This window comes from Micromonospora sp. BRA006-A (assembly GCF_033433935.1).
In the GTDB taxonomy this organism is placed as follows: domain Bacteria; phylum Actinomycetota; class Actinomycetes; order Mycobacteriales; family Micromonosporaceae; genus Micromonospora; species Micromonospora aurantiaca.
This window is the reverse complement of sequence record NZ_JANCLW010000001.1, coordinates 2,968,029-2,979,593: the sequence shown is the minus strand read 5'-3', so window position 1 is coordinate 2,979,593 and position 11,565 is coordinate 2,968,029. Positions and strand designations below refer to the sequence as shown.

Here is an 11,565-nt window from a genome sequence, read left to right as displayed (position 1 = left end):
GGGCACCTCGGCGCACGCGACAGTATGCCGCCTCGTCAGCGACGTCCCTTCGGCGAACGGATGGCAGACTTTAACACCGCTTCTCGGCCGTTCACCAGGTCGAATACCGGACATTGTGGAAGGTCCGGTACGGGTACGAGTCCTTACCCGTTCTTTGTCGCCTATTCCGCCACAGGGGTGTGACTGGCGACGATGTGTCGTATTAGGTCGATGATTTCCGGCAGATGGTCGGTAAGGAAGAAATGCCCGCCGGGAAACACGTGCCACTGCGGCTCGGTGACGCATTCCCGCGACCACCCCGCGGCCCGGTCCGGGTCCACGTGCTCGTCCCGGTCGCCGAGCAGCACGTGCACCGGCACCTCCAGCGGCGGCCCCTGGCGGTAGGCGTACCGCTCGGACAGCGCGAAGTCGGCCCGTACCCCGGGCAGGATCAGCTCCATCAGGTCACGGTCGGCCAGCAGCGCGGCCGGCGTGGCGCCGAAGTCGCGCAGCGCGTCGATCAGACCGGCGTCGTCGAGGTCGTGGACACGCCGCCGTACCAGCCGGGTTCCCGGCGCCTCGGCGCCGCCGACCAGCAACGCCAGGGGCGAGGGCGCGCCCCGGCGGCGCAGCTCCCGGGTCACCTCGAACGCCACGAGCGCCCCCAGGCTGTGGCCGAACAGCAGGAACGGCCCGGACGCCCGCTCGGCGACGGCTGTGGCCAGCGCGTCCACCAGCTCCGCGAGGTCGTCCACCGGCGGCTCGTGCAGCCGGGCACCCCGGCCCGGCATCAGCGCGACCTGCACCGACAGTTCCGGCGCGGCCAGATCCCGCCACGGCGCGAAGGAGGCGGCGACGCCGCCGGCGTACGGGAAGACGAACACCTGGGCGTCGCCGGTCGAGGATCCGGCCGGTCCGAACCAGCGGCTCGCAGTCACCTGGGACATGGCCAGGAGCATAGGGCGCGCGGCGCGCCGGACCTCCGCGCGGACGCCGGTCCGGCACGCCCGCGCCGGGCACCGGCCGGTGCTACGGTGGACCGGGCGCGCCGGGCGAGGCCGTCCGAGCGCGAAGATCGCACAGGGAGAGCAGACATGGCGGGTGACGACGACATCTCCGGGTGAGACCGGACATGTGACCGACCGCAGGCGAACGCCGTGGTCGTGTCGTCGTATCCCCGAGACCGTGTCCCCGCCGGGCGGCTGAGGTCCGCCCGCCCTCATCGTCGAGGTCGTCTTCCTGATGTCCGATTCCTTCGTCGTCTGCTCGAACCTGACCTTCTCCTGGCCGGATGACACCCCGGTCTTCCAGAACCTGTCCTTCACCCTCGGCGGCGGCCGGACCGGTCTGGTCGCGCCGAACGGCGCCGGCAAGAGCACGCTGCTCAAGCTGATCGCCGGTGAGTACCGCCCGGCCGCCGGGTCGGTGACCGTCGACGGGGTGCTGGGCTACCTCCCGCAGAGCCTGCCGCTGGCCGCCGACGTCACCGTGGCCGAGGTCCTGGAGATCGCCCCGCTGATCGCGGCGCTGCACGCCATCGAGGCCGGCGACGCCGACGAGAGGCACTTCACCACGATCGGCGCCGACTGGGACATCGAGGAGCGCACCCGCGCGCAACTCGACCGGCTCGGCCTCGGCGACCTCGCCTTCGGCAGACGCCTGGGCACGCTCAGCGGCGGGCAGGTGGTCTCCCTCGGCCTGGCGGCGCAACTGCTCAAGCAGCCCGACGTGCTGCTGCTGGACGAACCCACGAACAACCTCGACCTGGGCGCCCGGCACCGGCTCTACGACGTGCTGGAACAGTGGCACGGCTGTCTTCTGCTGGTCAGTCACGACCGGGCGCTGCTGGACCGGATGGACCGCATCGCCGAACTCGATCGCGGTGAGATGCGCTTCCACGGCGGCGACTTCACCTCCTACGAGGCGGCTGTGCGGGCCGCGCAGGACGTGGCGGAGAAGAACGTCCGCAGCGCCGAACAGGATCTCAAGCGGGAGAAGCGGGAGTTGCAGGAGGCCCGCGAACGGGCGGCCCGGCGAGCCGGCAACGCCTCCCGCAACCTGAAGAACGCGGGTCTGGCGAGGATCGTCGCCGGCGGCTTGAAGCGGGACGCGCAGGTGGCGGCGGGCAAGGCGAACGAGATGCACTCCGGGCGGGTCGACGACGCCCGGGCGCGCCTCGACGAGGCCGAGCGGGCGCTGCGCAACGAGAAGACGATCACGGTGGAGCTGCCCGCCACCACCGTCCCGGCCGGACGTACGCTGCTGACCGCCGAACGGGTCCGGGTCCGGCACGGCGAGCGGTCGCTGTTCGCCGCCGACGGTGTCGACCTGACGATCCGTGGTCCGGAGCGGATCGCCCTGCTCGGCGACAACGGCGCGGGCAAGTCGACGCTGCTGCGGCTGATCGACGGCGACCTGGAGCCGGAGAGCGGCCGGATCACCCGCGCGGACGGCCGGATCGCGTACCTGTCGCAGCGGCTGGACCTGCTGGATCTGGACCGTACCGTGGCGGAGAACCTGGCCGCGTTCGCGCCGCAGGCCCCGGACGCGCAGCGGATGAACCTGCTCGCCCGCTTCCTGTTCCGCGGCCCGCGCGCGCATCTTCCGGTCGGGGTGCTCTCCGGCGGAGAGCGGCTGCGTGCCACGCTCGCGTGCGTGCTGGGCGCCGAACCGGCCCCGCATCTCCTGCTGCTCGACGAGCCGACGAACAACCTCGACCTGGTCAGCGTCGGCCAGTTGGAGAGCGCGCTGCACGCCTACCGGGGTGCGTTGCTGGTGGTCAGCCACGACGAGCGGTTCCTCGCCGCGATCGACGTGGGCCGCTGGCTGCGCCTGGCGGACGGACGCCTGGTGGAGACCGGTCCCCCGGGCGCCGCCTGACCGGCCCGGTCAGACCGCCGGCAGGCGGACCACGAACCGGCACCCGCCGGTCACGTTGTGCGCGTGCACCCGCCCGCCGTGCGCCTCGACCAGTCCGCGCACGATCGCCAGGCCCAGCCCGCCGCCGGCCGGCGCCGCCTCGTCGGCGCCGGCCGGTGCGGGGGTACGGGCCCGGGTGCCCCGGAACGCCACGTCGAACACCCGGGGCAGGTCCGCCTCGGGGATGCCGCCGCAGGTGTCGGAGACGGCGAGCCACGCGTCGGCGTCGTCCCGCCCGGCGTCGATGCGGACCGTGCCGTCCGGTGGCGTGTACCGCACCGAGTTGACAAGCAGGTTCGTCACGACGCGGGCGAGTTCGGCCTCGGCGGCCCGGACGGTCGGCCAGCCGGTCTCCGGGGCGAGCACCCGGACCCGCCGGTCGGCGGCCAGCGGCGCGGTGGCGGCGATCGCGTCGGAGACCACGTCGCCGAGCGGCACCGGGGACAGCGCGGGCCGCAGCGCTCCGGCGGTGATCCGGGACAGCTCGAACAGGTCGTCGACCAGGCGCGTCATCCGGTCCGTCTCGACCCGGATCCGGCGGTGGTACTCGGCCACCGCCGCCGGCTCGTCGACCACCCGGTCCTCCAGCGCCTCCGCCATCGCCCGCAGCCCGGCCAGCGGCGTACGCAGATCGTGGGAGACCCATGCGACAAGCTCGCGGCGGCCGGCCTCCAGCTGCCGTTCCCGCTGCCGGGCCTGGTCGGCCCAGACCGCCGCCTGGGCGAGGCGGCGGGCGAACGCCACCCCGACGGCCAGGCTGAGCGCCGCGGACGCCGCGACCGTGACGAGGACCACCTGGAGGTCGTGCGCGGACAGGAACATGGCCTGGGCGACGGCGGTGACGCCGGCCGTCACCGAGGCGATGGTGACCGCGAGCAGCACCGCGATGTGCGCGAGGATCGACCGGTGGCGCACCAGCCGCAGCGCGCCGACGCCGAGCGCGCCGACGGCAGCGCCGGCGAGCAGGGCGTAGAGCCCGATGACCATCAGTTCCTTCACCGGGACGCCTCCGACGGTTCGTACCGGTAACCGACGCCCCACACGGTGACGATGCGGCGCGGCTGCGCCGGGTGGTCCTCGATCTTCTCCCGCAGCCGCCGGACGTGGACGGTGACAGTGGACTGGTCGCCGAACCGCCAGCCCCACACGCGGTCCAGCAGCTCGGCCCGCGACCAGGCGCGTCCCGGGTTCGCCAGCAGGAACGCGAGCAGGTCGAACTCCCGTACGGTCAGCGACAGCTGCTGCCCGCCGCGCTCGGCGACGCGCCGGCCGGTGTCCGCGGTGAGGTCGCCGTCGCGCAGCACCCCTGCCGGTCCCCGGTCCTGCGGGGCCGCGCGCCGGAGCACCGACCTGATGCGCAGCACCAGTTCGCGCGGCGAGAACGGCTTGGTCACGTAGTCGTCCGCGCCGACCTCCAGCCCGGCGACCCGGTCGGCCTCGTCCCCGAGCGCGGTGAGCATGACGACGGGCAGGCCGGGCAGCCGGCGCCGCAGCCGCCGGCACACCTCTATGCCGTCGAGGCCCGGCATCATCAGGTCGAGGACCACCAGGTCGGGCGGCTCCTCCTCGGCCGCGGCGAGCGCGGCCGGCCCGTCGAAGGACAGCCGGACCCGGCAGCCGTCCTGCTCCAGATAGCGCCGGACGACGTCGCTCACCGTCCGGTCGTCGTCGACGACGAGCACGTAGCGCCCCATGCGGCAGACGCTACCCATCGGCGTCCCGGCGCGGCGGCCCGCGGTCGAGCCGTAAGCGGACGGAAAGATCTTTCCGCCGGGTCCGCGCCTACCGTCGGGGCATGGGCAGAAGACGTGTGGTGTTGTCGGTGCTCGCCGTGGTGACCGTCACCGGTCTCGGGGTGAGCCTGTACCTGTTCCAGCCGTGGCGGCTGGTGACCGACCGCGAGGTACGCGAGACGCTGCCCACTGTGGCGGAGCCCTCACCGGCGCCGGCCGGCACGACCGGCTCGTCGCCGACCGGCGCGGCGCCCGCCGACGTGGTGCTCGCCGCCGGGGACTTCGTCACCCACGAGCACGACACGTCCGGCCGGGCGCAGCTCGTCCGCCTCGCCGACGGCCGCCGTCAGCTGCTCCTGCGCGGACTGGACACCTCCGACGGGCCCGATCTGCGGGTGTGGCTCACCGACCGGAAGGTGCTGACCGGCCGGGCCGGCTGGCAGGTGTTCGACGACGGACGCTGGGTCGAGCTGGGCCGGCTCAAGGGCAACATCGGCGACCAGGCGTACGACATCCCGGCGTCGGTGGACCTGGACGGTCTGCGCAGCGTGTCGATCTGGTGCAAGCGGTTCGCGGTGTCGTTCGGCGCGGCGCCGCTGGCCGCTGTGACGGGATCGGCGCCGGCCTGACGCCTGTGCCGCCGCCCTCGGACGCTGGGCTACGCTGCGGGAAGCGCTGGTTCACCTGGTCGGCGACGGCCGGGTGTCGTAAGAGGGAACCCGGTGGGAATCCGGGACTGCCCCGCAGCGGTGAGTGGGAACGACAGCCGTCAACAGCACTGGGCCACGGCCTGGGAAGCGACGGCCGGTAGGCGACCTCGTGTCACGCCCGCGAGTCCGAAGACCTGCCCGCGTCGCGCGTACCACCGGTGCGCGCCGCCGTCGACCTCGCGGGTGGGTCGGGCGGGTGACACGTCGTACGCAGGCCGTCGGCGTGTCCTCGACGTGCACACCCCGGCCGGTCGGCGGTCCGCTTCTGCGAGGACGGAACCGCACAGTGCCCGACACCATCACGCTCACCGGCCGACCACCGTCGGCCTCGCACCTGACCCTGTCGCAGATCATGGACCAGCACCACACCAACCTGATGGGCACGGTCCACGGCGGACGCATCCTCAACCTGATCGACTCGGTCGCCGGTGTGGTCGCCGCCCGCCACTCCGACGGCCCGGCCGTCACCGCCGCCATCGACGAGACCGCGTTCCTGCGCGCGGTACGCGTCGGGGACGTGGTCCACGTGGACGCCCGGATCACCTGGGCCGGCCGCAGCTCGATGGAGGTGGCGGTGAAGGTCAGCGCGGACCGGTGGGACCGCGCCGTGCCGCCGGTGGACGTGGCGACCGCGCACCTGGTGATGGTGGCGGTCGACGACGACGGGCAGCCCCGGCCGGTGCCGCCGCTGCACGCCGAGACCGACGGCGACCGGCGGCGCTACCGGGAGGCGCAGATCCGGCGCGAGCACCGGCTGGCGCTGCGCCGGGCGCTGCTCGACGGCGCCGGGGAGGGCTGAGCGGTGCTCGGACTGTCGGCGGCCACGCTCGCGGGTTACCTGGCCGCGATCGTGGTGCTCATGCTCACCCCGGGGCCGGACATGATGTTCGTGCTCGCGAACGCCACCCGGTACGGCGCACGGGCGGGCGCGGTGGCCGCGCTCGGGGTCGCCGCCGGGGAGGCGGTGCACGTCGCCGCCGTGGTGGCCGGGCTCGCCACGCTGATCGCCGCGTCCCCGGTGCTGTTCACCGCGATCCGGTGGGCCGGTGCGGCGTACCTCATCGTGCTGGGCCTGCGGGCGCTGCGCGGCACCGGCCGGCCCGGCGCACCGGCGGACCGGCCGGACGGCGGCGCCGGGCGGGCCTTCCGGCGCGGCCTGCTGACGAACCTGCTCAACCCGAAGATGATCCTGTTCAGCGTGGCGTTCCTGCCGCAGTTCGTCCGGCCCGAGGCGGGCCCGGTGGCGGCGCAGCTGGTGCTGCTCGGGGTGCTGTTCGTCGCGGTGCAGCTCGCCGTGGACCTGGCGCTCGGCGTGGGCGCCGGGCGGTTCGCCAGGCGGTGGGGCGACAGCCGCTGGTCGCGGCGCGTCGACCGGCTCTGCGCTGTCGCCTTCGTCGCGCTCGGCGTCCGGCTGGCCGCCGGCTGAGACGCACCGGACGGCGCGGCGCCGGACGGCCGGCCGCCCGGCTCAGCCGGCGTGCGCTGCCGTCTCCCGGGATGCCGGCACCACCGGCGCCCCGGACGGGGCCGGCCGCTCGCGGTCCAGGTGCAGGCGCAACAGCACCCAGCCCAGCGACACGGCGCCGATGAACACGTACGCGGGCTGGGTGCCGAACGTGTCCCAGCAGGTGTGCAGCGTGACGGCGGCGGCGAAGGTGAGCAGGAACGCCGCCAGCTTCCGGCCACCGGGCGCGGCGGCGAACGCGAACAACGCGGCGGCGGTCAGCCCGGTCCAGGCCAGGTGCGCGGCGGGCGCGGTGAGACCGCGTACCAGCAGCGTCCGCTCGACCGCGCCGAGGTTGCCCTCCGACCCGACGAAGGCGGCGAACGCGTACCCCATGGTCTCCAGCGCGGCGAACCCGGCGCCGGAGGCCACGCCGATCACCAGGCCCTGCGCCGGGGAGGGGTGCCGCCGCCACAGCAGCAGGATGCCGGCCGGCACGATCAGCTTGGCGGTCTCCTCGGCCAGGCCGACGAGCGTCATCGGCAGGACGCCGAGGCGGTGCAGCGTGCCGTACTCCAGCCAGCCGGCGGCGACCACACCGACCACGCCGCCGAGGAGCGCGGCGACGCCGACGACGGAGCCGGGGACCGGGCGGCGGGCCGGCCGTCCCTGGGCGAAGGCCAGGAACGTGGCGGGCGCGACGCACGCGCCGAGCACGATCAGCGCCGGGACGAACGTGACGGTCCCGGTGCCGGCGAGTGTCTCCAGCACCAGCAGGTGAAGCCCGACGCCGACGAGCAGGACCGCCACCCACGCCCAGCGGCGTCCGGTATTCCCCATACCGCCGAGTATCGCGTCCGCCGGGTCGCGCCGGAATCGGGGGTAGGCACTGTGGACGGTGAGATCATTCCAACACGCCGACACGACATCTGGTGTTGCGTGGAAGCCCTCACCGCCATATATGGTGGTGCCGCAGCTGGTTCGGCCGAGCCCTCCGGGGCGGGGCCGAGGCAAGAGGGAACCCGGTGGGAATCCGGGACTGCCCCGCAGCGGTGAGTGGGAACGACAGCCGTCAACAGCACTGGGCCACCGGCCTGGGAAGCGACGGCCGGTAGGCGACCGGCGACCCCGGTCGGGCCCGCGAGTCCGAAGACCTGCCAGCGCGCCGTACGCCTCCGCGTACGGCGGCCGGAGGTCGCGCGGGACGACCGACGCCAGCAGCCGGGCCGGCCGCGCCGTGCCCGTTGGCGTCTCCCGCCGTCTCCAGACGGTGACAGCGAGGAGAGGTCATGACTGTCGTGCAGGAGAGTCCCCCGTCCACCGGCGGGGGGTCCGAACCCCGCCGGCTCGCGATGCGGGTACGCAAGCGGGACGGCGACACCGAGCCGGTGGACGTCGGCAAGATCGTCCGGGCGGTCGAGCGCTGGGTCGCCGACCTGGACGAGGTGGACCCGCTGCGGGTGGCCACGAAGACGATCAGCGGGCTCTACGACGGGGCGACCACCGCCGAGCTGGACCGGTTGTCGATCCAGACCGCGGCGGAGCTGATCGGCGAGGAGCCGCAGTACTCGAAGCTCGCGGCGCGGCTGCTGGCCGCGTACGTGGACAAGGAGGTCCGCGGTCAGGGCGTGGCGAGCTTCAGCCAGTCGATCGCGTACGCGCACGGGCTGGGACTGATCGGCGACGAGACGGCCGCGTTCGTGGCCCGGCACGCCCGCAAGCTCGACGACGCCGTGGACCCGGACGGCGACCGGCGGTTCGAGTACTTCGGACTGCGTACGGTCGCCGACCGCTACCTGCTGCGGCACCCGCAGTCGCGGCTGGTGGTGGAGACGCCGCAGTACTGGCTGCTGCGGGTGGCCTGCGGGCTGTCCCGCACCCCCGGCGAGGCGGTCGGCTTCTACCGGCTGATGTCCAGCCTGGCGTACCTGCCCAGCTCCCCCACGCTGTTCAACTCCGGCACCCGGCACACCCAGATGTCGTCGTGCTTCCTGGTCGACTCGCCGCGCGACGAGCTGGACTCGATCTACGAGCGGTACCACCAGGTGGCGAAGCTGTCGAAGTTCTCCGGCGGCATCGGCATCTCCTGGTCGCGGGTGCGCGGCCGGGGCGCGCTGATCCGGGGCACGAACGGCCGCTCCAACGGCATCGTGCCGTTCCTCAAGACGCTCGACGCCGGGGTGGCCGCGGTCAACCAGGGCGGCCGGCGCAAGGGCGCGGCCTGCGTCTACCTGGAGCCGTGGCACCCGGACGTGGAGGAGTTCCTGGAGCTGCGGGACAACACCGGCGAGGAGTCCCGGCGTACGCACAACCTCAACCTGGCCAACTGGATCCCGGACGAGTTCATGCGCCGGGTCGAGGCCGACGGCGAGTGGTCGCTCGTCGACCCGTCGGACGCCCCGGAGCTGCCCGACCTGTACGGCGAGGCGTTCGACGCCGCGTACCGGGCGGCGGAGAAGAACGCGATCCGCACGGTCCGGGCCCGGGATCTGTACGGGCGGATGATGCGCACGCTCGCGCAGACCGGCAACGGCTGGATGACGTTCAAGGACGCCGCGAACCGCCTGTCCAACCAGACCGGCGAGCCGGGCAACGTGATCCACCTGTCCAACCTGTGCACCGAGATCCTGGAGGTCAACGACGACACCGAGACGGCGGTGTGCAACCTCGGCTCGGTGAACCTCGGCGCCCACGTCACCGCCGACGGCGTGGACTGGGAGCGGCTGCGCGCCACGGTACGCACGGCCGTGGTGTTCCTCGACCGGGTGATCGACATCAACTACTACCCGGCCGCGCAGGCGGCGGCGTCGAACCCGCGCTGGCGGCCGGTCGGGCTGGGGCTGATGGGGTTGCAGGACGCGTTCTTCACGCTGCGCCTGCCGTTCGACTCGGCGCAGGCCAAGGAGTTGTCCACCCGCGTGCAGGAGGAGATCCTGCTGACCGCGCTGGAGACGTCCGCCGGGCTGGCCGAGCGGTTCGGGCCGCATCCGGCGTACCCGCAGACCCGGGCCGCGAAGGGTGACCTGCACCCGGACCTGTGGGGCGCGGAGCCGGCGCAGGCCGGACGGTGGGCGGCGCTGCGCGAGCGGATCGCCGCCCACGGGCTGCGCAACTCGCTGCTGGTGGCGATCGCGCCGACCGCCACCATCGCCTCCATCGCCGGTTGCTACGAGTGCGTCGAGCCGCAGGTGTCCAACCTGTTCAAGCGCGAGACCATGTCCGGGGAGTTCCTCCAGGTCAACACGTACCTGGTGCGGGAGCTGAAGGCGCGCGGGCTGTGGACGCCGCAGGTCCGCGACCGGATCAAGCGGGCCGAGGGCTCGGTGCAGGACATCGCCGAGCTGCCCGCGCCGGTGCGGGAGCTGTTCCGCACCGCCTGGGAGCTGCCGCAGCGGGCGCTGATCGACCTGGCCGCCGCGCGGGCGCCGTTCGTCGACCAGTCCCAGTCGCTGAACCTGTTCCTGAGCGCGCCGACCATCGGCAAGCTGTCCTCGATGTACCTGTACGCCTGGAAGGCCGGGCTGAAGACCACGTACTACCTGCGTTCCCGTCCCGCCACCCGCATCCAGCAGGCCACCGTCGCCCCGGTGCTCGCCCCGGTCTCCGGCGTGGTCTCCGCCGTGAGCGACGACGAGGCGCTGGCCTGTTCCCTGGAGAACCCCGAGAGCTGCGAGGCATGCCAGTGACCACCACCGCACCGACCCGGCACATGCTGCTCGACCCCGGCATGGACCTGACCCTGCGGCCGATGCGCTACCCGCGCTTCTTCGACCGGTTCAAGGACGCGATCAAGAACACCTGGACGGTCGAGGAGGTGGACCTGCACTCGGACCTCGCCGACCTGGCGACGCTGTCCCCGGCCGAACGGCACCTGGTGTCGCGGCTGGTGGCGTTCTTCGCGACCGGCGACACCATCGTCGCCAACAACCTGGTGCTCAACCTCTACCAGCACGTCAACTCGCCCGAGGGCCGGCTGTACCTGTCCCGGCAGTTGTTCGAGGAGGCGGTGCACGTCCAGTTCTACCTGAACCTGCTCGACACGTACGTGCCGGACGAGAAGGAGCGGTTCGCCGCGTTCGCCGCGGTGGAGAACATCCCGTCGATCGCCCGCAAGGCCGAGTTCTGCTTCCGGTGGATCGACTCGATCTTCGAGCTGCGCGAGCTGCGGACCCGCGCGGACCGCCGGGCGTTCCTGCTCAACCTGATCTGCTTCGCCGCGTGCATCGAGGGCCTGTTCTTCTACGGCGCGTTCGCCTACGTCTACTTCCTGCGGTCCCGGGGCCTGCTCAACGGGCTGGCCTCCGGCACCAACTGGGTGTTCCGAGACGAGTCGATGCACATGGCGTTCGCCTTCGACGTGGTGGAGACCGTCCGCGCCGAGGAGCCGGACCTGTTCGACGACGAGATGGAGAAGCAGGTGAAGGAGATGCTGGCCGAGGCGGTGGAGTGCGAGGTGAGCTTCGCCGCGGACCTGCTCGGGCAGGGCGTACCGGGGATGTCGCCGGCGGACATGCGCGAGTACCTCCAGCACGTGGCCGACCGGCGCCTCGCCGTGCTCGGCATCGCCCCGATGTACGGCAGCGGCAACCCGTTCGCGTTCATGGAGTTGCAGGACGTGCAGGAGCTGTCCAACTTCTTCGAACGCCGGGTGTCGGCGTACCAGGTCGGGGTGACCGGCAGCGTCACGTTCGACGACGACTTCTGATCCGCGCGGCACGACATGACGGAGCCGGCCGGCCGGGGATCGCCCCGGCCGGCCGGCTCCGTACGTGCGTGGCGT

Annotated in this window: 10 protein-coding genes and 2 riboswitches; of the genes, 6 read left to right on the top strand and 4 right to left on the bottom strand. The window is 73.0% G+C overall.

The window, feature by feature from the left end:
- Positions 1-161 precede the first annotated feature (161 nt).
- Positions 162-926, bottom strand: a complete 765-nt coding sequence (locus NMK34_RS13390) for a thioesterase II family protein (protein WP_318333648.1) — start codon at positions 924-926, stop codon at positions 162-164.
- Between the two features lie 295 nt (positions 927-1,221).
- Here NMK34_RS13390 and NMK34_RS13385 point away from each other — a divergent pair, with 295 nt between their 5' ends.
- Positions 1,222-2,859 carry an ABC-F family ATP-binding cassette domain-containing protein gene (locus tag NMK34_RS13385; RefSeq protein ID WP_318333647.1) on the top strand — a complete coding sequence of 546 codons (1,638 nt, stop codon included), beginning with the start codon at positions 1,222-1,224 and terminating at the stop codon, positions 2,857-2,859.
- A 9-nt stretch (positions 2,860-2,868) separates the two neighbouring features.
- Here NMK34_RS13385 and NMK34_RS13380 read toward each other — a convergent pair whose 3' ends face one another.
- Together NMK34_RS13380 and NMK34_RS13375 are read right to left on the bottom strand one after the other, a co-directional pair.
- Entirely contained in the window at positions 2,869-3,885 is a 1,017-nt protein-coding gene (locus tag NMK34_RS13380) for a sensor histidine kinase (RefSeq protein ID WP_162881604.1), read from the bottom strand.
- Between the two features lie 8 nt (positions 3,886-3,893).
- Positions 3,894-4,592 carry a response regulator transcription factor gene (locus tag NMK34_RS13375; RefSeq protein ID WP_318333645.1) on the bottom strand — a complete coding sequence of 233 codons (699 nt, stop codon included), beginning with the start codon at positions 4,590-4,592 and terminating at the stop codon, positions 3,894-3,896.
- A gap of 101 nt (positions 4,593-4,693) precedes the next feature.
- Between NMK34_RS13375 and NMK34_RS13370 the strand changes: the two genes are divergently transcribed.
- The 3 genes from NMK34_RS13370 (at position 4,694) to NMK34_RS13360 (ending at position 6,767) form a co-directional block, all read left to right on the top strand.
- Positions 4,694-5,260 carry a DM13 domain-containing protein gene (locus NMK34_RS13370; RefSeq protein WP_318333644.1) on the top strand — a complete coding sequence of 189 codons (567 nt, stop codon included), beginning with the start codon at positions 4,694-4,696 and terminating at the stop codon, positions 5,258-5,260.
- Between the two features lie 30 nt (positions 5,261-5,290).
- Positions 5,291-5,498, top strand: a riboswitch (cobalamin riboswitch).
- Positions 5,499-5,627: 129 nt separating this feature from the next.
- Positions 5,628-6,140, top strand: coding sequence for an acyl-CoA thioesterase (locus NMK34_RS13365; protein WP_030268885.1), 513 nt, complete (start codon positions 5,628-5,630; stop codon positions 6,138-6,140).
- 3 nt (positions 6,141-6,143) lie between these two features.
- Positions 6,144-6,767, top strand: coding sequence for a LysE family translocator (locus NMK34_RS13360; protein WP_318333643.1), 624 nt, complete (start codon positions 6,144-6,146; stop codon positions 6,765-6,767).
- Between the two features lie 42 nt (positions 6,768-6,809).
- On the opposite strand, the gene NMK34_RS13355 is transcribed toward NMK34_RS13360, so the two are convergent.
- Entirely contained in the window at positions 6,810-7,625 is an 816-nt protein-coding gene (locus NMK34_RS13355; RefSeq protein WP_318333642.1) for a PrsW family glutamic-type intramembrane protease, read from the bottom strand.
- 120 nt (positions 7,626-7,745) lie between these two features.
- Positions 7,746-7,962, top strand: a riboswitch (cobalamin riboswitch).
- 112 nt (positions 7,963-8,074) lie between these two features.
- On the opposite strand from NMK34_RS13355, the gene NMK34_RS13350 reads away from it, so the two are divergent.
- Positions 8,075-10,471: a ribonucleoside-diphosphate reductase subunit alpha gene (locus tag NMK34_RS13350; protein WP_412098877.1), complete on the top strand. Its 2,397-nt coding sequence runs from the start codon at positions 8,075-8,077 to the stop codon at positions 10,469-10,471.
- The gene (locus NMK34_RS13345; protein ID WP_318333641.1) at positions 10,462-11,490 is read left to right on the top strand and encodes a ribonucleotide-diphosphate reductase subunit beta; all 1,029 of its coding nucleotides are present in this window, start codon (positions 10,462-10,464) and stop codon (positions 11,488-11,490) included. Before NMK34_RS13350 ends, NMK34_RS13345 begins: the two co-directional genes overlap by 10 nt.
- Positions 11,491-11,565: the final 75 nt, after the last annotated feature.